Genomic DNA, 20,703 nt, shown 5'->3' with positions numbered 1-20,703 from the left:
CGTGACGGGGCGCGCCTCAGCCCTGCGCGCGCCAGTTGCGCTCGGCGTCGTCCCAAGCGCCCAGGGCCTGCAGATCCGGCACCCAGGCGAGCCCGCTCTTGGCGTCGGACGAAGCCGCCTCGGGCGTGACCACCACGTCCAGCAGCGCCGGCCGATGGGCCATCGCCCGCTGGATGGCGCCCGGCAGGTCCTCGGGCTTCTCCACCCGCTCGGCGTGCATGCCGAAGGCGCGCGCCATGGCGGCGTGGTCCGCGAACTGCAGGTGGGTGCCCACCACCTTGCCATGCGTCTCCTGCTGGTCGCGCACCTCGATGGCCCACGAGCCGTTGTTGGCGACCATCACGAGCAGCGGTGCCCGGTGCCGCACGGCCGTGTCGATCTCCATCGCGTTGAAGCCGAAGGCGCCATCGCCGGTGGCGACCACGACCGTGCGATCCGGATGCACCAGGCTGGCCGCGATGCCGAAGGGCGTGCCCACGCCGATGCAGCCCAGCGAGCCGGGGTCGAGGTAGGTGGTGGCCGGCAGGCCCACGCGGGCGAAGCTGAGGAAGTCGCCGCCATCGGCGACGACGATGGCGTCGTCCGGCAGCGCCTCGCGCAGCGCGGCGAGGGCGCGGTTCGGATGCATGCGGCCGTCGCGGCCCGCGGGTGCCGCCTGCATGGCTTGCACGAGCTTGGCCGAGCGTTGCTCATGCTGGCTGCGCAGACGCTGCACCCACGAGCGGTCGGTTGCGGGCTCAGCGGCCGGTGCCGCATCGAGGATCGCTTGCAGCGTGAGGGCCGGATCCGCCAGCAGTTCCACCGCGCCGCGCCGGTTGTCGCGCAGCTCGGCGGCGCAGTCGGCGATGCGGATGAACTCGGCGCTGCCGAACACGGCGGGTGACCCGTAAGCCAGCTGGAAGTCGAGCCGGCGGCCCACGGTGACCACCAGGTCGGCCTGGCCCATCACCGTGCCACGCATCGCCGCCACCACCGAGGGATGGTCGTCGCTCACCAGGCCGCGGCTCTCACCCGTGTCCAGGTAGGCGGCGCCCAGGCGCGTGAGCAGGGCTGACAGGGCTGGGCCCGCGTCATGCGCACCGCGGCCGGAGATGAAGAGCGGGCGCTTCGCGGCCCACAGCTTCGCCACGGCCGCTTGCACGGCCTGCGGATGCGGCGGCTGCGGCGCGAGGGCGTTGCGCGTGAAGAGCTCCGGCAACTGCATCGCACGGGCCACGTCGGCGCGCAGCGTGTCCACCGGAAAGTCGAGGTACACCGGCCCGGGCTCGCCGCCTTCGCCCAGCGCGCGCGACGCGGCTTCGGCCAGCTCCTGCGGCACCAGATCCGGATGGCGCACGGTGCGCGCATAGCGCGTGATGCTGCCCACGAGTTGCGTGTGCACGATGTCCTGCAGCGCGCCGCGGTTCTCCTGCGCCGTGGGCGGCAGGCCGGAAAGCACCAGTACGGGCGCGCGGGCGACGTGGGCATTGGCGATGCCGGTCATGGCATTGGTCACGCCCGGCCCGGCAGTGACCAGGGCGACGCCGAGGCCGCCGGTGAGCAGCGCCTCGGCATGGGCCATGTACACCGCCGCCCGCTCGTCGCGCACGTCCACGATGCGGATGCCCTCGGCGTCCAGCTTCATCCAGATCGGCATGACGTGGCCGCCGCACAGGCCGTACACGCGCTGCACGCCGCGTGCCTTGAGGAAGCGGGCGATCACGGCGGCGGCCGACTGGTCGCCAATGGGGGGTGGGGCCATGGGTGTCTCCTGGTGGTGAACGGTCGATTGGCGGGCCGTGCGACGGAGGGTCCGTGCACGCCGCGCGATTTGCCCGTATCATAACCGCATTCTGAATTCAGAGTTCAAAAATCAGGAGACCGCCTCATGGGCCATCTGCTCACCATCGCCGACGCCGTGGCCACGCACGCGCGCCTCACCCCCGCCAGGCTCGGCGCGCGCGACTCGCAGCGCAGCCTCAGCTACGCGCAGTGGCACGACCGCGCCACGCGGCTGGCGGCCGGTCTGCGCGGCCTGGGCCTGCGCCAGGGTGACCGCGTCGGCGTGCTGGCGACGAACTGTGTGGAATGGATGGAGATCTACGTGGCCATGGCACGCGCCGGGCTGGTGGTGGTGCCGCTGAACTTCCGCCTCACCGGGCCGGAGATCGCTTACATCCTGGGTCATGCGGAGGTGGGCGCGGTGATCGCGGGCGAGGCGTTCCAGGCCACGGTGGACGGCATCCGCGGCGAGCTGCCGCTGGTGGCTGACCGCTACATCACGCTCGCGCCCGAGGCGGCCCCGGGCTGGACCGCGTACGAGGCGCTCGTGGCACGCGGTGACCTGGCCTTCGCGTTCGAGCCGGTCCGTCCGGAAGACACCTGCGCGCTGATGTACACATCGGGCACCACGGGCCGGCCCAAGGGCGCGGTGCGCAGCCACGGCGGCAGCTCGCTGATCGCCTTGGCGACCGCGCTGGAATTCGGCTTCACCCGCGACGACACGGCGCTGCTGGTGATGCCGCTGTGCCACGCGAACTCGCTGTACTTTGGCACCACGTTCATCCACCTGGGCGCCACCTGCATCGTGGAGGACCGCCGCAGCTTCGACCCCGAGGCGCTGTTGCGCACGCTGGCCGAGGAGCGCGTGACGTTCACCTCGCTGGTGCCCACGCACTACATCATGATGCTGGCCCTGCCGGATGCGGTGAAGCGGCAGTACGACCTGTCGGCCGTGGGCCGGCTGCTCGTCTCCTCGGCGCCGGCGCGGCAGGACACCAAGCGCGGCATCCTGGAGCTGTTTCCCAACGGCCGGCTCTATGAACTGTACGGCTCCACCGAGGCCGGCTGGGTCACGCTGCTGCGGCCTGACGAGCAGCTCAGCAAGCTCGGCTCCGTGGGCCGCGAGTGGGCCGGCAGCGGGGCGATCCGCTTCCTGGACGAACAGCGTCGCGAGGTGCCCGATGGCGAAGTGGGCGAGCTGTTCTCGCGCACGGCGTACGTGTTCGACGGCTACTGGAAGAACCCCGAGAAGACGGCCGAGGCCTTCGACGGCGAGTGGTGCTCGGTGGGCGACATGGCGCGGCGCGACGCCGAGGGCTACATCTGGCTGGTGGACCGCAAGAGCAACATGATCATCAGCGGCGGCGAAAACGTGTACCCGTCGGAGGTGGAGGCCGTGCTGGGCGCGCACGTCGCGGTGCGCGATGTGGCGGTGATTGGCGTGCCGCACGAGAAGTGGGGCGAGGCCGTGCACGCGGTGGTGGTGCTGCACCAGGGCGCCACGGCGACCGAGCAGGACCTGCGCGACTGGTGCCGCCAGCGGCTGGCGGGCTTCAAGTGCCCCACGGCGATCCAGTTCCTGGCCGAGGCCGACATGCCCCGCACCGCCACCGGCAAGATCCTCCATCGCGTGCTGCGGCAGCGGCTGGGCGGCTGAGCAGAGCTGCCATCCGTTTCGCACGATTCCGCCATCGCCGGGGGCGTGCGTTGCGCCTACAGTGCCCGCATGAACCTGCGAGAACTGCCGGCCGCCGAGACCGGCGCCCGGTCTGCCGAGGGCGCGCCGCTCGCCGGCGTGCGCGTGCTGGACCTCACCCGCCTGCTGCCCGGCCCCATGTGCGCCATGCACCTGGCGGACCTGGGCGCGGACGTCATCAAGATCGAGGACACAGGCGCCGGTGACTACGCGGCGGCGCCGGTGCGCGAGCAGGTCAATCGCAACAAGCGCGGCATCCGCATCGATCTCAAGCAGCCCGAGGGCGTGGACACGCTGCTGCGGCTGTGCGAGACGGCCGACGTGCTGGTGGAGGGCTTCCGCCCCGGCGTGATGGACCGCCTCGGCGTGGGCTGGGCCGCGGTGCATGCACGCAACCCGCGGCTGGTGTATTGCAGCATCACCGGCTACGGCCAGAGCGGCCCGCTGCGCGATGCCGCCGGCCACGACATGAACTACGCCGCGCTCGCCGGCGTGGCCGACCAGATGGGCCAGCCGGGCGGTGCGCCCGCGCTGTCGAACGTGCCGGTGGCCGACCTGCTGGGCGGCACCATGCCGGCGGTGATGGGCATCCTGGCCGCGCTGTTCGACGCCGTGCGCACCGGCGCCGGCCGCCACGTGGACGTGTCCATCGCCGACGGCCTGCTGGCGCACGCGGTCATCCCCAACGTGGCCGTGCAGCAGCAGGGCCGCACCCGACCCGTGGGGCAGGACAAGCTCACCGGCGCGCTGCCCTGCTACAACTACTACGCCACGGCGGACGGCCGCTGGCTGGCGGTGGGTGCGCTGGAGAAGAAGTTCTGGGACCGCTTCTGCGAGTGCATCGGCCGCGCCGACCTGAAGCCGCGGCACCCTGGCGACACCGCACTGGAGCGCCAGACCGTGCGCGAGGAGGTGGCGGCCATCCTGCGCGGCCGCACCCAGGCCGAGTGGGTGACGGTCTTCGCGGGCGAGGACTGTTGCGTCACCCCCGTGCTGCGGCTGGACGAAGCGCTGGACCAGGCGCACACCCGTTCGCGCGGCATGGTGGTGGAGGTGCCCGCGCGTGAGCCGGGTGCTTCGCCATGGCGGCAACTGGCCACGCCGGTGCGCATGACGGGCTTCCGCTTCCAGGTGCGGCAGCCCGCGCCGGTGGCGGGCGAGCACACGGACGCGGTGCTGCAGGAGGCCGGATGGACCTCGGACGAGTTGACACGGCTGCGGGCATCCGGCGCCATCGGCTGAGCAGCCGTCGGCCGGCGGCCACGGGGCCTGCCGCTCGCGCGGACGGCGGGCGATCGGGTATCGTCGGTGCGCCCGTGGCGCGCGCTGCCGCATCGCGGCGACTGTCCACCATGCCCGCCACCTATCCGCAAGCCGTCCAGCACACCATTGCCGTGGTGCAGGTGGTGCAGATCCTGCAGGGCGCCCGCGCGCGCGGCATCGACTGCCACCGCCTGTTGGAGCGCGTGGGCATCGCGCCGGCATTGCTGGAGTCCCCGCTGGCCCGCGTGACGCAGGCGCAATACGCCGCCCTGGTCATCCAGCTCACCCGGACCCTGCGCGACGAGCTGTGGGGCCTGGGCGAGCGGCCGGTGCCGCTGGGCAGCTTCGCCACGGGCTGCCGCCTGCTGGTGGCGTGCGAGACGCTGGGCGAGGCCCTGCACGTGGGCGCGCGCTATGCGCACCAGGTGCTGCCCGGCTTCGCGCCGCGCCTGCAGGTGGTCGATGGCGTGGCCACGCTGCGCATCGCGGCGGCCCGGCCCGACGACACGCCGGCCCTGGTGTTCGCGCAGCGCTCGTTCATGTTCTTCGCCTTCGGCGTGGCGTGCTGGCTCGTGGCGCGCCGCATTCCGCTGCGGGAGGTGGTGTACTACCAGGATCCGGATTCGGTGCGCAGCGAGGCCTCGCGGCTGTTCCAGGCGCCGGTGGCACCGGGGCAGCGCTGGATGGGCCTGCGCTTCGACGCGAAGTGGCTCGATCTGCCGGTGGTGCAGAGCGCCGAGAGCCTGCGCGGCTTCCTGCACAAGACGCCGGGCGACCTGCTGGTGAAGTACCGCGACCAGGCCAGCCTGACCGAGCGCATCCGCCGCGTGCTGCGCCGGCACCTGCACGAGGAACTGCCTTCGCTGGAAGAAGTGAGCGCCTCGCTCGCCATGACGCCGCAGACGCTGCGCCGCCGGCTGCAGCGCGAGGGCCAGGGCTTCCAGGCCATCAAGGACAGCCTGCGGCGCGACGTGGCGGTCGAGTACCTGTCGCGGCCGGACCTCACCCTGATCGAGATCGCGGAAAAACTGGGCTATTCCGAGGCCAGCACCTTCCACCGCGCCTTCAAGGCCTGGACGGGGCTGGCGCCGGGGGCGTATCGTGAGCGGCATCTCGCGGGCACCCGCCCGTGAGACGCATCGACTCAAGGAGGATTCCCCCATGCGACATCTGCTTTCCGTGCTGGCGCTCGGCTGCGCCGCGCTGGTCACCGGCTGCGGCGGCAGCGACGGCCTGACCGAGACCGTGCTGCTGAAGACCGGCCAGCCGAAAACCGCCGATGGCGGCGCGCTCACCCTGCGCCTGGACAAGTTCACGGACAGCCGCTGCCCGCGCAACACCACCTGCGTGACAGCGGGCGCGGCGGTGATCGATCTCACCCTCACCCCAGCCGGCCAGTCCGCCACCACGCTGCAGATGACGCTGTCCGGCGCGGCCGACGCGGCCAAGCCCACGGCCACCGTGGGTGGCTACCAGATCGAGTTCAACGACATCCAGCCCTATCCCAGCAGCCCGGTGCTGACGATCACCGACTCGGAGGTGACGCTGGTGGTGCGGCGGTAGGCGTGGTCAAGGGCGGGGCAGGAAATAGCCCTTGATGCAGGCGGGGTCCCGCACGGCAATCTGGATGTGGTGCTTCTCGGTGATCGTGGTGCCCTCGAACAAGGGCCTGCCCTCACTGAAACCCGCACGAACGGTCTGGTACGGCGGCAGCACCGCGTCTTCGGAAACGCTTTCACGTAGCGTGTGCATGAACTCGATGACCAGCCTGTCCAGTGGGCGAACCAGCTGCCCCCTGCCATTGGTCGGCAGCGGAAGTTCGGCTCCGGCGTAGACATCCTGGAGGGCGGCGTGCGCAGAGCGAAGTTCCTGCAGCGCGATCTGATCGAAAAGGTTGCAGCAAAGGCCCAGATCGATCACCGCGCCAATCACGAACGGCTTCCTGATCGTGCCGCGCGTGACTCGCCCGGCCAACCCCTCGCGGGCGAACTCGAGCGCACGGACGGGATCGTTCTCCCAGAAGTAGATGCCCTCGCCGAGCCAGTCGTAGGCGTTGCGGCTCGGCTTGAGATGCCTGTCGGGATGATTCAGGACGCTGAGTCCGACCTCTCGGTCGCAGCCGTGAAAGCCCAGGACCCACCCAGGCAACCGCTGGTAAGCAGCGGTGGACGCGAAGTCCGACAACGGCTAGCCGCCGTAGGCCTTGGTCAACTTGCCCGACCGCGTGAGCACTCCCTGCTTCCTGAAGTGCTCGATGGTGGCTGCCCGCGAAGGAAAGAGCCGCGTCGCTGCCTGCCGGACCATGACCTCCATGCCGGGGTCTGCCAGAGTCGGCCCGACCAGGCGTCCGCCCACCACATGCAAGGCGGTGGTCTGCATGCGTCCGGTCGATGCCGGACGGCGGCGGCTGGTGGCGGCTTTGGTCGACATGATTCGTCTCCGGTGCAGCAGTTGTCCCAACCGTCACTCTACTCCATCCCCTGGTTCGCTGCCACCTGCGTCAGGCCGAACACGCCGCTGAGCATTTCCGCCAAGCCGGTTGACCCTTCCCGCGATTGAGCGGGCGCGCTCCCGGGGGCACACTGCCATGCATCGGCAGTGTCTGCCTTCGAGGAGCCTTCATGACGCGCATGCAGCGCCCCGTCCACGTCGTTGGCGTGGGCATGATCCCGTTCACCAAGCCCGGTGCCAGCGAGCCCTACACCGTGATGGGCGCGCGCGCCGCGCAGCTCGCGCTGGACGACGCCGGCGTGCCCTACGCAGAGGTGCAGCAGGCCTACGTGGGCTACGTCTACGGCGATTCCACCGCCGGCCAGGCCGCGATCTACGGCGTGGGCCTGTCGGGCATTCCGGTCTTCAACGTCAACAACAACTGCTCTACCGGCTCCAGCGCGCTGTTCCTGGCGCGGCAGGCGGTGGAAAGCGGCATGGTCGAGTGCGCCATCGCGCTCGGCTTCGAGCAGATGCAGCCCGGTGCGCTCAAGGGCGCGTGGGACGACCGCCCCTCGCCGATGGCGAAGTTCGCCGAGGTGATGACGGCGCACCAGGGCTTCGAGCCCGCGGCACCGCGCGCGGCGCAGTTCTTCGGCGGCGCGGGCCGCGACTACATGTCGAAGTACGGCATCCGCGCGGACACCTTCGGCCGCATCTCGGTGAAGGCGCGTCAGCACGCCGCGCGCAATCCGCTGGCGCTGTTCCGTCAGACGCTGACGCTGGACGAGGTGATGGCCTCGCCCAAGGTGTTCGACCCGCTCACCCGCTACCAGTGCTGCCCGCCCACCTGCGGCGCCGCTGCGGCCATCGTGTGCTCGGCCGAGTTCGCGCAGAAGCATGGCCTGGACACCAGCGTCGTGATCAAGGCCCAGGCGATGACGACCGACCGGCCCAGCACCTTCGAGACCGACGACATGATGCGGGTGGTGGGCTACGACATGACCGCCGCCGCCGCGAAGCAGGTCTACGAGGCCGCGGGCGTGGGCCCGGAGGACGTGGACGTGGTGGAACTGCACGACTGCTTCACCGCCAACGAGCTCATCACCTACGAGGGCCTTGGCCTTACGCCCGAGGGCACGGCCGAGCGCTTCATCGTCGATGGCGACAACACCTATGGCGGACGCGTGGTCACCAATCCGTCGGGTGGCCTGCTATCCAAGGGCCATCCGCTGGGCGCCACCGGCCTGGCGCAGTGCTACGAGCTGGTCTCGCAATTGCGCGGCCGCGCCGAGCAGCGCCAGGTGGAAGGCGCGCGCCTCGCGCTGCAGCACAACCTGGGCCTGGGCGGCGCCTGCGTCGTCACGCTGTACGAGAAGGTCGGATGATCGACCGCCAGTACATCGGCCACGCCATGCCGCCTTTCGAGGTGGATGTCGAGAAGGGCCGCCTGCGCTTCTTCGCCAAGGCCACCGGGCAGACCGATCCGGTCTACAGCGACGAGGCCGCGGCGCGCGCGGCGGGCCACCCCGGCTTGCCGGTGCCGCCCACCTTCCTGTTCTGCCTGGAGATGGAGTCGCCCGACCCGGCGACCATCCGCAACCTGCTGGGCCTGGACTACAGGCGCCTGCTGCATGGCGAGCAGGGCTTCAGCTACCGCCGCATGGCTTATGCGGGGGACCGCCTGCGCTTCGAGCAGCGCATCGAGGACATCTACGACAAGAAGGGCGGCGCGCTCGAGTTCGTGCTGCGCAAGACCCGCGTCACCAACCAGCACGGTGAGCACGTGGCGGACCTGCGCAGCGTGACCGTGCTGCGCCATGGCTGAGAGGACACCCATCGCATGACCCGTCTCCTCGATCCGCAATCGGTCGAAGCCGGCACCGAACTGCCCGCGCTGGAACTGCCGCCGCTCACCCGCCTGACGCTGGCCCTGTACTGCGGCGCCTCCGGCGACCACAACCCCATCCACGTGGACAGGGACTTCGCGCGCGCCGCCGGCCAGCCCGACGTGTTCGCGCACGGCATGCTCTCCATGGCCTGGCTGGGCCGGCTGCTCACCGACTGGGTGCCGCAGACTGCCATCCGTGATTTCAGCGTGCGTTTCGCCGCCCTCACGCAGGTGGGGGAACGCATCTGCTGCACCGGCCGCGTGACCGAAGTCTTCACCGCCGACGGCGAGCGCCGCGCGCGCCTCGCCATCCAGACGGCCAATGAGGCCGGCGTCGTCAAGCTGCAGGGCGAGGCGGTCGTCGCGCTGGCCTGAACCTGTCATCCATCTCTTGCATCAGGAAACCTCCACCATGTCCCGCAAACTCGAAGGCAAGGTCGCCATCGTCTCCGGCTCCGGCCGCGGCATCGGGCGCGAGATAGCGCTCAAGCTCGCCAGTGAAGGCGCGCGCGTTGTCATCAACGACCTCGACGCCGCGCCGGCCGAGCAGACCGTGGCTGACATCGCCGCCGCCGGCGGCCAGGCCGTGGCCTGCGTCGGCAGCGTCACCGAAGCCGGCTTCGCTGACCGCTTCGTGCAGACCGCGCTCAACACCTACGGCGGCCTGGACATCATCGTCAACAACGCCGGCTACACCTGGGACAACGTGATCCAGAAGATGACCGACGAGCAGTGGGAGGCGATGCTCGCGGTGCACCTCACGGCGCCGTTCCGCATCCTGCGCGCGGCCTCGAACTTCATCCGAGAGGCCGCGAAGAAGGAGGCCGAGGCCGGCACGCCGGTGTTCCGCAAGGTGGTGAACATCTCCTCGGTGTCGGGCGTGTACGGCAACGCGGGCCAGGCCAACTACGCCGCCGCCAAGGCCGGCATCAACGGCCTGACCAAGGGCATGGCCAAGGAGTGGGGCCGCTACAAGGTGAACGTGAACAGCGTGGCCTTCGGCCTGATCATGACGCGCCTGACCGAGGCCGCGGCCGATGGCGACGCCAAGATCGACATCGCCGGCCAGCAGATCAAGGTGGGCGTGAACCCGCAGATCCTGAAGAGCGCCGAAGCCACCATTCCCCTGGGCCGAGCCGGAACGCCGGAGGAAGCCGCGGGCGCGGTGTACCTGTTCTGCATCCCCGAATCCAACTTCGTCAGCGGCCAGGTGCTGGTCTGCGGCGGCGGCAAGCCCTGAGGCACGCACCATGGAGAGCGTGCTCGGATTCCCCCGCACCGTGTTCCGCGAGGATCACGAGATGCTGCGTGCCACCGTGCGCCGCTTCCTGGAGAAGGAATGCAAGCCGCGCCAGGCGCAGTGGGACCGCGATGGCAAGGTCGACCGCGAGACCTGGCTCAAGGCCGGCCGCGAGGGCCTGCTGTGCACCACCATCGACGCGGCCTACGGCGGCGGTGGCGGTGACTTCGGCCATGCCGCGGTGATCGTGGAGGAGATCGGCCGCTCGGGCGTGAGCGGGCTGGGCTTCAACGTGCACTCCGACATCGCCGCGCCCTACATCCAGCGCCTGGGCACGGCGGCGCAGAAGGACCGCTGGCTGCCGCCTTGCGCGCGCGGCGAGCTGATCCTCGCGATCGCCATGAGCGAGCCCGGCGCGGGCAGCGACCTGAAGGCGATCCGCACCACCGCGCGCCGCGAGGGTGACGAGTACGTGATCAGCGGCGCCAAGACCTTCATCACCAACGGCCTGAACTGCGACCTGGTGATCGTGGTGGCCAAGACGGATCCGGCGCTGGGCGCCAAGGGCGTCTCGCTGATCGTGGTGGAAGCAGACCGTCCCGGCTTCCGCAAGGGCCGCAAGCTGGAGAAGATGGGCCAGGAGGCGGCCGACACGGCGGAGCTGTTCTTCGAGGACGTGCGCGTGCCCGTGGACAACCTGCTGGGCGAGGAGAACAAGGGCTTCAGCTACCTCATGCAGGAGCTGGCGCAGGAGCGCCTGGTGATCGCGCTGGGTGCCGCCAGCAAGATGGAGTCGATGCTGGAAGAGACGGTGCGCTATGCCCGCGAGCGCATGGTGTTCGGCAAGCCGCTGTTCGAGTTCCAGAACACGCGCTTCAAGCTGGCCGAGATCAAGACGCGCACGACTGCCGTGCGCATGCTGACTGACCAGTACCTGGCCGAGCACCTGAAGCGCAAGCTCACGCTGGAAGAGGCGGCCATCGCCAAGCTGTTCGTCACCGAGGAACTCGGGCGCGCGCTGGACGAGATGCTGCAGCTCTACGGCGGCTACGGCTACATGATGGAGTACCCGATCTGCCGGGCCTATGTGGATTCTCGCGTGATGCGCATCTACGGCGGCACGAGTGAAGTGATGAAGGAGCTGATCTCGCGTCACCTCTGACGCGCGGCCGGCCCGAGAGGAGACAGGACGACATGACCCAGGCGCATCGCGCCTTCTGGCCCCGCGGCGTGCCGTGGGAGGTGACCGTGCCGCGCGTGCCGCTGACCCACTACGTGGAGACGGCGGCGGCGCGCTACCCGGACAAGGCGGTGGTGCGGTTCGCCGGCGCCACGCTCACCTATGCGCAGCTCTGGCAGCGGGTGCAGGCGCTGGCCGGCTACCTGCAGCAGCGCCTGGGCGTGCAGCCGGGCGACCGCGTGCTGCTGGTCAGCCAGAACTGCCCGCAGTTCCTGGTGGCCGTGTACGGCATCCAGCGCGCCGGTGCGGCCGTGGTGCCCGTCAACCCGATGAGCACCGAGCCGGAACTGCGCTACTACGCGCAGGACAGCGGGGCGACCGTGGTGATCTGCGCGCAGGAATTGCTAGGCCCGGTGCAGGCCTGCATGGCCAGCGGCGAGATCCGCCAGGCCGTGGTACTGGCGTATGGCGATGCCTTCAAAGGCGTGGCCGCCGGAGACATCGACGGTGATCTCCCTGCTGTGGTGACGGCACCGCGCGCGCCCTTGCCCGAAGGCGCCTTCCATGGCTTCGAGGCCGCCATCGCCGAAGGGCTGTTACCTGGCCCGGGCCACCCGTCCGTGGATGACCTCGCGGTACTGCCCTATACCTCGGGCACCACCGGCCACCCCAAGGGCTGCCGGCATTCGCATGGCACCGTGCTGGCCTCCAACCTGGCCTCGCAGGTGTGGCGCGGCTTTCACATGGACACGGTGTTCCTCTGCGTGGCGCCGCTGTTCCACATGCTCGGCTTCCAGAACGGCATGAACATGCCCATCACGCTGGGCGCCACGCTGGTGATGATGCCGCGCTGGAACCCGGCGCAGGCCGTGGCCCTGGTGGAGCGGTACCGTGTGACGGCCTGGACGGCGCCGCCGGCCATGGTGATCGACTTCTTCGCCCAGCCCGCGGCGCAGACCGCGGACCTCTCCAGTCTCGCGCTGCTGTCCGGTGGCGGCGCGGCCATGCCCGAGGCCGTGGCCACGATGCTGGCCGAGCGCTTCGGGCTGCACTACAACGAGGCCTACGGCCTCACCGAGACCGCGGCCTTCCTGCATGCCAACCCGCGCGAGCGTGGCAAGCGGCAGTGCCTGGGCGTGCCGACGCAGGGCGTGGACTCTCGCATCGTCGATCCGGAGACGTTGCGCGAGCTGCCGCAGGGCGAGGTGGGCGAGCTGGTCACCCGCGGGCCGCAGGTGATGCTGGGCTACTGGCGCAACCCCCAGGCGGATGCGGCAGCGTTCATCGAGCTGGACGGCCAGCGCTTCTTCCGCACCGGGGACCTGGCCAGCGTGGACGAGGACGGCTACTTTTTCATGCGGGATCGCCTGAAACGGATGATCAATGCGAGCGGCTTCAAGGTCTGGCCGGCGGAGATCGAGAGCATGCTGTACGAACACCCGGCCGTGCAGGAAGCCTGCGTAGTGGGCGTGCCCGACGCGAAGCGCGGCGAGACCGTGCGCGCGCTGGTGGTGCGCAAGCCCGGCGCCGAGTTGACTGAAGACGCGCTCCTGGCGTGGTGCCGCGAGCGCATGGCCGCCTACAAGGCGCCGCGCAGCGTGAAGTTCATGGTCAACCTGCTGCGCTCGGGCACCGGCAAGGTGGCCTGGCGCGAGCTGCAGGCGGCCGAGGCCGCCGCCACGGCCAGCGAGACAACGGAGACACGATGACGACCGAACGCGAGATGGTGCACTTCGAAGTGCAGGATCAGGTGGCCACGATCACGCTGGATTGCGTGGAGAAGCGTAATGCGCTGGACATGGTGCTGCGCGAGCAACTGGGCGCGGCGGTGCGACGCGTGCGCGCGGACCGCGAAATCCGTGCGGTGGTGCTCACGGGGGCGGGCGGGCACTTCTGCTCGGGCGGCGACCTCAAGAACATCGGGGGCCTGGAGATCGACACCGGCGCCTGGCGGCAGCGTCTGGACAACCTGCACGAGTGGCTGCGACTGCTGCTCACGCTGGACCGGCCGGTGATCGCGGCCGTGGACGGCGCCGCGGCCGGCGCGGGCTTCAGCCTCGCGCTCACGGCGGATTTCGTGCTGGCCACGCCGCGGGCCTGGTTCAACATGTCCTTCATCAAGGTGGGGCTGGTGCCCGACGTGGGCGCGCTGTACACGCTGCCGCGGGTGGTGGGGGTGCAGCGGGCGCGCGAGATCATGCTCTCGGGCCGTGACATCAGCGCACAGGAGGCCTTGCAGCTCGGCATCGCAATGGAACTGCACGCGCCCGAGGCGCTGCTGTCGCGCGCGCAGGCCATTGCGCGCAGCTTCGTCGGGGCCTCGCCCACGGCGGTGAGCATCATCAAGCGCGCCTTGCAGGACGGGCCGCCGTCACTGGCGGCCACGCTGGAGACCGAGGCCAGCGGCCAGCCGGTGGCAGCCGGCACGCCAGCGCACAAGGCGGCGGTCTCGGCCTTCCTGGAGAAGCGGCCCATGCCCTTCGTGTGGCCCAAGGCCTAGGCGGGCGGCGCTGCGGGTTTCAAGGCGGGGAAGGGCGGGTTCGGCAATCGCGCATGGCGGTCATGCCTGCGGCCTGCGAGCATCGGCAATCTGGAGAACATGCACATGAGCGACAGCAAGACGAGCACCGGCCTGGTGGCCGGCAAGGTGGTGGTGGTCACGGGCGCGGGCGGCGGCATCGGCCGCGACATCGCGCTGGCGATGGCGAAGGAGGGCGCGAAGGTCATCGTCAATGACATCGGCGCCTCGCTGGCGGGTGAGGGGCAGGATACCGGCCCGGCCCAGCAGGTGGTCAACGAGATCCGCGCCGCGGGTGGCGAGGCGGCGGCGAACACCGACAGCGTGTCGGAGGCGGCCAGCGCCAACCGCATCGTGCAGTGCGCGCTGGATCACTTCGGCCGCATCGACGCCGTGGTCAACAACGCTGGCATCCTGCGTGACCGCATCTTCCACAAGATGAGCGTGGACGAGTGGGACTCGGTCATCAAGGTGCACCTGTACGGCGCCTTCCACGTCAGCCGCGCGGCGGCGAACCACTTCAAGGAACAGGGTTCGGGGGCGTTCATCCACATGACCTCCACCTCGGGGCTGATCGGCAACTTCGGCCAGGCCAACTACTCGGCCGCGAAGCTGGGCATCGCGGCCCTGTCGAAATCCATCGCGCTGGACATGCAGAAGTTCAACGTGCGCAGCAACTGCATCGCGCCGTTCGCCTGGAGCCGCATGACCGGCAACATCCCCGCCGAGACGCCGGAGGAGAAGCTGCGCGTGGCCCGCATGATGCAGATGACGCCGGCCAAGATCGCGCCGCTCACCGTGGCGCTGGCCAGCGATGCCTCCGCCGGGACCAACGGCCAGATCTTCGCGGTGCGCAACAACGAGATCTTCCTCATCAGCCAGCCGCGGCCGGTGCGCTCGGTGCAGCGCGGCGAGGGCTGGACGCCGCAGGAGGTCGTGAGCCACGCGCTGCCGGCGCTGAAGGCGAGCTACTTCGACCTGGAGCGCTCGGGGGATGTGTTCTGCTGGGATCCGGTATGAGCCGCCGGGCCGCCCCAAGGCGAATCCCGCAGTCCGCAGGACGGAGGGCAGTCCAATGAGCGGTACACAGGCTCGCCACCAGGCCGAGCTGGATGCCGGCCGCTTCCTCATCCAGCGCTGCGCCGACTGCGGCCGCGCCATCTACTACCCGCGCGAGCTGTGCCCGCATTGCGGCAGCGAGGCCGTGACGCTGGTGCCGCCCGCCGGTACCGGCACCGTGCACGCCGTCACCACCATCCGTCGCAAGCCCGATGCCGGCGGCGACTACAACGTGTGCCTGATCGACCTCGACGAAGGCGTGCGCCTGATGAGCCGCGTGGAAGGCGTCGCGCCGACCGAGGTGCGCATCGGCCAGCGTGTGCGCGCCCGCGTGGCGAAGCAAGGCGAGCAGGGCGTCGTGGTGTTCGACCTGCTGGAGCCCCGCGCATGACCGCCCCCGGACTCAAGGCCCTGCGGGGCAGTGCCGCCATCGCCGGCGTGGCCACCTTCGGCCTCGGCGAGGCGCCCGGCTTCACCGACATGGAGCTGCTGGCCCGCTCGGCCCGCGCGGCCGTGGCCGACGCCGGCCTGAAGATGAGCGACATCGACGGCCTGTGCACCGCCAGTGGCGGCGCCACCATGTGGGCGATGCCGGTGGTGGAGTACCTGGGCCTGAACCCGCGCTACATCGACAGCACGATGATCGGCGGCTCCAGCTTCATCGCGCACCTGCTGCCCGCCATGCTGGCGCTGCAGGCCGGCCTGTGCAACGCCGTGCTGGTGTGCTACGGCAGCGCGCAGCGCACGGCGGCCTTCGGCCGGCGCGAGATCGTGGCCAGCCGGCGCTTCCTGGACCCGCAGCCGTACGAGATGCCGTACGAGCCGATGCTGCCGCCCTCGGCCTACGCGCTGGCGGCCTCGCGTCACATGCAGCAGTACGGCACTACGCGGCGCGACCTCGCCGAGGTGGCGGTGGCCGCGCGTGCCTGGGCACGCCTCAACCCCGAGGCCTTCATGCGCGATCCCCTTTCCATCGAGGACGTGCTGGCCGCGCGCATGGTGAGCGATCCGCTCTCGGTGCGCGACTGCTGCCTGGTCACCGACGGGGGCGGCGCCTACGTGCTGGTGCGCGCCGACCGCGCGCGCGATCTGCCCAAGAAGCCGGTCTACGTGCTGGGCAATGCCACGGCCGTCTGGAACCGCCAGATCTCCAGCATGCACGACCTCACCGTGACCGCCGCCTCGCAATCCGGCCGTGAGGCCTATGCGATGGCGGGGATGGGCGCGAAGGACATCGACGTCGTGCAGCTGTACGACGCCTTCACCATCAACACGCTGCTGTTCCTGGAAGACCTGGGCTTCTGCGCCAAGGGCGAGGGCGGCGCGTTCGTGCGCGACGGCGCCATCGCACCCGGCGGCCGCCTGCCCGTGAACACCAATGGCGGCGGCCTCTCGTGCGTGCACCCGGGCATGTACGGCATCTTCGCCGTGATCGAGGCCGTTCGTCAGCTGCGCGGCGAGGCTGGTGACCGCCAGGTGGCCGGCGCCACCACCGCCATCGCGCATGGCAATGGCGGCACCTTGTCCAGCCAGGCCACGGCGGTGCTCGGCACGGCCGATGCGCTGTGAACACGAGGAGACCAACCGAATGATCCGCGATCCCGAGACCCTGAACCAGCTGCTGGACAGCGTGGCCCGCTTCGTGCGCGAGCGCCTCGTGCCCGCCGAGCAGGAAGTGGCTGAGACGGACGAGATCCCGCCGGCCATCGTGCAGGAGATGCGCGAGCTGGGCCTGTTCGGCATGACCATCCCGGAGCGCTTCGGCGGCCTGGAGCTGACGATGGAGGAGGAGTGCCGCGTGCTCTTCGAGCTGTGCCAGACGGCGCCGGCCTTCCGATCCATCATCGGCACCACGGTGGGCATCGGCTCGCAGGGCATCCTGATGGACGGCACGCCGGAACAGCAGGCCGAGTGGCTGCCGCGGCTGGCCACCGGCGAGGTGATCGCGTCCTTCGCGCTCACCGAGCCCGAGGCGGGGTCGGACGCCGCGTCGCTGCGCACCACGGCGCGGCTGGAGGGCGACCACTACATCGTGAACGGCAGCAAGCGCTACATCACCAACGCGCCGCATGCCGGCATGTTCACGCTGATGGCCCGCACGAATCCGGCCGACAAGGGCGCCGGCGGCGTCTCCGCCTTCATCGTGGACGCGAAATCACCGGGCATCAGCTTCGGCAAGTATGACGTAAAGATGGGCCAGCGCGGCGCGCACACCTGCGACGTGATCTTCGACAACGTGCGCGTGCCGGCGGCCAACCTGATCGGCCTGAAGGAAGGCCAGGGCTTCAAGACCGCGATGAAGGTGCTGGAGAAGGGCCGCATCCACATCGCCGCCGTCAGCGTGGGCGTGGCCAGGCGCGTGCTGCGCGACGCGCTGCAGTACGCGGTGCAGCGCAAGCAGTTCGGCCAGCCCATCGCCGAGTTCCAGCTCGTTCAGGCGCTGCTGGCCGACAGCCAGGCCGAGCTGTATGCGGCCGAATGCATGGTGATCGACGCCGCGCGTCGCCGCGACGAGGGCCTGAACGTGGCCACCGAGGCCTCGTGCTGCAAGATGTTCGCCACCGAGATGGTGGGCCGCGTGGCCGACCGCGCGGTGCAGATCCTCGGCGGCGCCGGCTACATGGCCGAGTACGGCATCGAGCGCTTCTACCGCGACGTGCGGCTGTTCCGCCTGTACGAAGGCACCACCCAGATCCAGCAGATCATCATCGCGCGCAACATGGTGCGCGAGGCGATGCGCTGAGTCCCTTCCTTTCCCCATTCCCAGGAGACAAAGCCATGAAGAACACACGACCCGCCCGCCGCCTGGCACTGGCCGCCGCGGGCCTCGCCGCCTTCGGCCTGCTGGCGGGCGCGCCCGCGCTGGCGCAGACGGCGTACCCCGCGCCGGGCAGCACCATCAAGTTCGTCGTGCCGTATCCGGCCGGCGGTGCCACGGATGCACTGGCACGCACCGTGGCGCAGAAGCTGGGTGATGCGTGGAAGGTGCCGGTCGTGGTGGAGAACAAGGCTGGTGCCGGCGGCACCATCGGGGCGCAGCAGGTCGCCAAGTCACCGGCGGACGGGCAGACGGTGCTGTTCACCATCGTGGCGCTGGTGCAGCAGATGTCGCTGATGAACCTGCCGTACGACCCGCTGAAGGATTTCGTGCCGATCACCCGCGTGGCGATCAGCCCCAGCATCCTGGCCGTGCCGAAGGAGACGCCCGCGAACAACCTGAAGGAGTTCGTCGCGCTGGTGAAGTCGCAGCCCGGCAAGTTCAGCTTCGGCACGTACGGCGCCGGCACCTCGTCGCACATCCAGGGCTCGCTGCTCAATCTGCAAGGCGGCCTGGACATGGTGCACGTGCCCTACCAGGGCGGCGCACCGCTGGTGAACGCGATGCTGGGCAACCAGCTCTCGGCCGCCTTCCTCGATGCCGGCTCCTCGCGCCCGCACCTGCCCAAGTTCAAGCTGCTGGCCACTACCGGCTCACAGCGCCTGAGCTGGCTGCCCGAAGTGCCCACCTTCAAGGAGCAGGGCATGGCCGGCTTCGAGCCCATGGGCTGGTTCGGCATGTTCCTGCCCGCCGGCACGCCCAAGGCCGTGGCCGAGAAGTTCTCTGCCGAGTCGCTGCGCATCCTGCGCAGCCCCGAGGTGAAGGAGAAGATCGAGGCCATGGGCCTGATCCCGGGCGCCGACAGCCTGGAGCAGTTTGCCGAGGTGCTGAAGAGCGACGCCGCGGCCTACGGCAAGGTCATCAAGGAAGCGAACATCAAGCTGAACTGAGCGGCCGGCGACCGCGCTTCACTCGCGCACCGCGCGGAAGAAGCGCATGGCCTGCGGATAGGGCAGCAGGCCGTCGGCCTGCACATGCGGCGTGATGCGCACCATGAACGCGGATCGCGCTGCCTCGCGGTCTTCGGCGTCCATCATGTGGATGTCGTACATGCGCAGGAACCACTGCCAGGCGGCCTCCGGCGTCAGGCGCAGGGCGAGCTGCAGGTCTTCGACGGCGAGATCGCGGAAGCCGGGGGCCAGCAGCTGGGTCAGGCCGTCGGGGCTGCGGAATCGCGCATCGCCGAACCGCACGCCGGCGAAGCGGGCCTGCCGCGGAAAGCGCTCGATCACGTGGAGGTAGGCGTCGAAGACCGGGCTGCCTGGTGGGCGTGCGCCCACGATGGCGGCCAGGGTGGCACCGGGCTTCATCACCCGCTGCAGCTCCTGCAGCACCAGCGGCGCATCGTCCATCAGCATCAGCGCCATGTGGGAGAGCACGCAGTCGAAGTGGCCGTCCGCGTACGGGAGCGACTGGGCCCGGCCGTGTCGCAACTGCGCGGCGCTGCCCAGCCGCTCTCGGGCCAGGGCCAGCTCCGCCTGGCTCAGGTCCACGCCATGCAACTCGCAGGCCGAGGGATGGCGCGCAGCCACCTGGGCCAGCAGGAAGCCATCGCCGCAGCCCAGGTCCAGGACCCGCGTGGCCGTCGGCGCACGGGGCACGGCCGCAGCCAGCACGGCATAGGAGGAGGGGTGCCACTGGTCGCGGAAGCGCGCGGGCAGGGCGCCGAAGGCCTCCGAGGTGAGGCCCGGGGTGGCGTCGTGGAACTCGGCGAGAAAGGCCTCGGGGGATGTCGGAGGCGGCTGCACGTTTTGAATGATACTGGGCACCATGCAACTTCGCTCCCTCGGCCGCTCCGGCCTGCAAGTCTCGCCGCTGTGCTTCGGCGGCAATGTGTTCGGCTGGACCGCTGACGAGGCCACCTCGCATTCGCTGCTGGATGCGTGGGTGGATGCTGGCTTCAACTTCATCGACACGGCCGATGTCTACTCCCGCTGGGCGCCCGGCCATCAGGGCGGCGAGTCGGAGGCGGTGATCGGCCGCTGGCTGGCCCGCAGCGGCAAGCGCGACCAGGTCGTCATCGCCACCAAGGTCGGCATGGACATGGGCGAGGGCCGCGTGGGCCTGAAGGCGGCGCGCATCCGCGAGGCGGTGGAGGCCTCGCTGCGCCGCCTGGGCGTGGACCGCATCGATCTCTACCAGGCGCACAAGGACGACGAAGAGACCCCGCTGGAGGAAACGCTGGAGGCCTTCGCCCGCCTGATCGAGGCGGGCAAGGTGCGCGCCATCGGCGCCTCGAACTACAGCGCGGCGCGACTGGCCGAGGCGCTGCAGACGAGCGCCCGCCTGGGCCTGCCGCGCTACGAAAGCCTGCAGCCGCTGTACAACCTGTCCGACCGCGCGGGGTTCGAAGCCGAGCTGCAGCCGCTGTGCATGAAGGAGGAAGTGGGCGTGATCAGCTTCTATGCGCTGGCGGCCGGCTTCCTGAGCGGCAAGTACCGCACGGCGGAGGACGCGGCCCAGAGCCCGCGCGGCAAGAATGTGGTGGCCAAGTACCTGAACGAGCGCGGCCTGCGGATCCTGGCCGCGCTGGACGAGGCCTCGCACGCGCTGGGCAAGCCGGTGTCGCAGATCGCGGTGGCCTGGGTGATGGCCCGGCCGGGCATCACAGCGCCGATCGCAAGCGCGACGTCCGTCGAGCAACTGCAGTCCCTGGTGGAGGCTACGCGGCTCCAGCTGCCCGCCGAGGTGATGGCGAACCTGGACGCGGCGAGCGTGTGAGGTCACCTGGGTCCCCGCCGGCGCGGGGACGACGGCATCTACCTCAATACCCCGCAGGCGGGAATA

21 protein-coding genes are annotated in these 20,703 nt (G+C 70.2%); 17 read left to right on the top strand and 4 right to left on the bottom strand.

The window, feature by feature from the left end; genetic code table 11:
• Positions 1 to 16: 16 nt before the first annotated feature.
• On the bottom strand, positions 17 to 1,741 hold the full coding sequence (locus tag ACE3T5_RS12250; RefSeq protein ID WP_374667980.1) for a thiamine pyrophosphate-binding protein: 1,725 nt from the start codon (positions 1,739 to 1,741) through the stop codon (positions 17 to 19).
• 126 nt (positions 1,742 to 1,867) lie between these two features.
• Between ACE3T5_RS12250 and ACE3T5_RS12245 the strand changes: the two genes are divergently transcribed.
• The 4 genes from ACE3T5_RS12245 (at position 1,868) to ACE3T5_RS12230 (ending at position 6,283) form a co-directional block, all read left to right on the top strand.
• Positions 1,868 to 3,418 (top strand): class I adenylate-forming enzyme family protein, encoded by a 1,551-nt coding sequence (locus ACE3T5_RS12245; RefSeq protein WP_374667978.1) that lies wholly within the window; start codon positions 1,868 to 1,870, stop codon positions 3,416 to 3,418.
• A 69-nt stretch (positions 3,419 to 3,487) separates the two neighbouring features.
• A complete protein-coding gene (locus ACE3T5_RS12240) occupies positions 3,488 to 4,699 on the top strand; it encodes a CaiB/BaiF CoA transferase family protein (protein ID WP_374667976.1) in 1,212 nt (403 codons plus the stop codon).
• A gap of 110 nt (positions 4,700 to 4,809) precedes the next feature.
• A complete protein-coding gene (locus ACE3T5_RS12235) occupies positions 4,810 to 5,853 on the top strand; it encodes an AraC family transcriptional regulator (protein ID WP_374667974.1) in 1,044 nt (347 codons plus the stop codon).
• A 28-nt stretch (positions 5,854 to 5,881) separates the two neighbouring features.
• Positions 5,882 to 6,283: a hypothetical protein gene (locus ACE3T5_RS12230; RefSeq protein WP_374667972.1), complete on the top strand. Its 402-nt coding sequence runs from the start codon at positions 5,882 to 5,884 to the stop codon at positions 6,281 to 6,283.
• 6 nt (positions 6,284 to 6,289) lie between these two features.
• Here the strand turns inward: ACE3T5_RS12230 and ACE3T5_RS12225 are convergent, their stop codons facing one another.
• Together ACE3T5_RS12225 and ACE3T5_RS12220 are read right to left on the bottom strand one after the other, a co-directional pair.
• A complete protein-coding gene (locus ACE3T5_RS12225) occupies positions 6,290 to 6,904 on the bottom strand; it encodes a hypothetical protein (RefSeq protein ID WP_374667970.1) in 615 nt (204 codons plus the stop codon).
• Between the two features lie 3 nt (positions 6,905 to 6,907).
• Positions 6,908 to 7,150, bottom strand: a complete 243-nt coding sequence (locus ACE3T5_RS12220) for a hypothetical protein (RefSeq protein ID WP_374667968.1) — start codon at positions 7,148 to 7,150, stop codon at positions 6,908 to 6,910.
• Positions 7,151 to 7,350: 200 nt separating this feature from the next.
• Between ACE3T5_RS12220 and ACE3T5_RS12215 the strand changes: the two genes are divergently transcribed.
• The 12 genes from ACE3T5_RS12215 (at position 7,351) to ACE3T5_RS12160 (ending at position 18,806) form a co-directional block, all read left to right on the top strand.
• Positions 7,351 to 8,538: a lipid-transfer protein gene (locus ACE3T5_RS12215; RefSeq protein ID WP_374667966.1), complete on the top strand. Its 1,188-nt coding sequence runs from the start codon at positions 7,351 to 7,353 to the stop codon at positions 8,536 to 8,538.
• Positions 8,535 to 8,978 (top strand): MaoC family dehydratase N-terminal domain-containing protein, encoded by a 444-nt coding sequence (locus ACE3T5_RS12210; RefSeq protein ID WP_374667964.1) that lies wholly within the window; start codon positions 8,535 to 8,537, stop codon positions 8,976 to 8,978. The genes ACE3T5_RS12215 and ACE3T5_RS12210 overlap by 4 nt, the downstream gene beginning before the upstream one ends.
• 15 nt (positions 8,979 to 8,993) lie before the next feature.
• Complete coding sequence (locus tag ACE3T5_RS12205) at positions 8,994 to 9,416, top strand: MaoC family dehydratase (protein WP_374667962.1); 423 nt, start codon at positions 8,994 to 8,996, stop codon at positions 9,414 to 9,416.
• Between the two features lie 37 nt (positions 9,417 to 9,453).
• Positions 9,454 to 10,281 (top strand): SDR family NAD(P)-dependent oxidoreductase, encoded by an 828-nt coding sequence (locus ACE3T5_RS12200; protein WP_374667960.1) that lies wholly within the window; start codon positions 9,454 to 9,456, stop codon positions 10,279 to 10,281.
• A gap of 61 nt (positions 10,282 to 10,342) precedes the next feature.
• On the top strand, positions 10,343 to 11,443 hold the full coding sequence (locus tag ACE3T5_RS12195) for an acyl-CoA dehydrogenase family protein (RefSeq protein ID WP_374668007.1): 1,101 nt from the start codon (positions 10,343 to 10,345) through the stop codon (positions 11,441 to 11,443).
• Positions 11,444 to 11,475: 32 nt separating this feature from the next.
• A complete protein-coding gene (locus tag ACE3T5_RS12190; protein WP_374667958.1) occupies positions 11,476 to 13,170 on the top strand; it encodes a long-chain-fatty-acid--CoA ligase in 1,695 nt (564 codons plus the stop codon).
• The gene (locus ACE3T5_RS12185) at positions 13,167 to 13,961 is read left to right on the top strand and encodes an enoyl-CoA hydratase/isomerase family protein (protein WP_374667956.1); all 795 of its coding nucleotides are present in this window, start codon (positions 13,167 to 13,169) and stop codon (positions 13,959 to 13,961) included. The genes ACE3T5_RS12190 and ACE3T5_RS12185 overlap by 4 nt, the downstream gene beginning before the upstream one ends.
• Positions 13,962 to 14,066: 105 nt before the next feature.
• Entirely contained in the window at positions 14,067 to 14,999 is a 933-nt protein-coding gene (locus tag ACE3T5_RS12180) for an SDR family NAD(P)-dependent oxidoreductase (protein WP_374667954.1), read from the top strand.
• Positions 15,000 to 15,054: 55 nt separating this feature from the next.
• Entirely contained in the window at positions 15,055 to 15,429 is a 375-nt protein-coding gene (locus ACE3T5_RS12175) for a Zn-ribbon domain-containing OB-fold protein (protein ID WP_374667952.1), read from the top strand.
• A complete protein-coding gene (locus ACE3T5_RS12170) occupies positions 15,426 to 16,607 on the top strand; it encodes a thiolase (protein ID WP_374667950.1) in 1,182 nt (393 codons plus the stop codon). The genes ACE3T5_RS12175 and ACE3T5_RS12170 overlap by 4 nt, the downstream gene beginning before the upstream one ends.
• Positions 16,608 to 16,626: 19 nt before the next feature.
• The gene (locus ACE3T5_RS12165; protein ID WP_374667948.1) at positions 16,627 to 17,781 is read left to right on the top strand and encodes an acyl-CoA dehydrogenase family protein; all 1,155 of its coding nucleotides are present in this window, start codon (positions 16,627 to 16,629) and stop codon (positions 17,779 to 17,781) included.
• 35 nt (positions 17,782 to 17,816) lie between these two features.
• Positions 17,817 to 18,806, top strand: coding sequence for a Bug family tripartite tricarboxylate transporter substrate binding protein (locus tag ACE3T5_RS12160; protein WP_374667946.1), 990 nt, complete (start codon positions 17,817 to 17,819; stop codon positions 18,804 to 18,806).
• A gap of 18 nt (positions 18,807 to 18,824) precedes the next feature.
• Here the strand turns inward: ACE3T5_RS12160 and ACE3T5_RS12155 are convergent, their stop codons facing one another.
• The gene (locus ACE3T5_RS12155) at positions 18,825 to 19,664 is read right to left on the bottom strand and encodes a class I SAM-dependent methyltransferase (protein WP_374667944.1); all 840 of its coding nucleotides are present in this window, start codon (positions 19,662 to 19,664) and stop codon (positions 18,825 to 18,827) included.
• 22 nt (positions 19,665 to 19,686) lie between these two features.
• On the opposite strand from ACE3T5_RS12155, the gene ACE3T5_RS12150 reads away from it, so the two are divergent.
• Positions 19,687 to 20,637 (top strand): aldo/keto reductase, encoded by a 951-nt coding sequence (locus ACE3T5_RS12150; RefSeq protein ID WP_374667942.1) that lies wholly within the window; start codon positions 19,687 to 19,689, stop codon positions 20,635 to 20,637.
• Positions 20,638 to 20,703: the final 66 nt, after the last annotated feature.

The organism is Ramlibacter sp., from assembly GCF_041916345.1.
In the GTDB taxonomy this organism is placed as follows: Bacteria; Pseudomonadota; Gammaproteobacteria; order Burkholderiales; family Burkholderiaceae_C; genus Ramlibacter.
The sequence above is the reverse complement of the archived record's forward strand: the minus strand, read 5'-3'. Positions and strand labels throughout refer to the sequence as shown.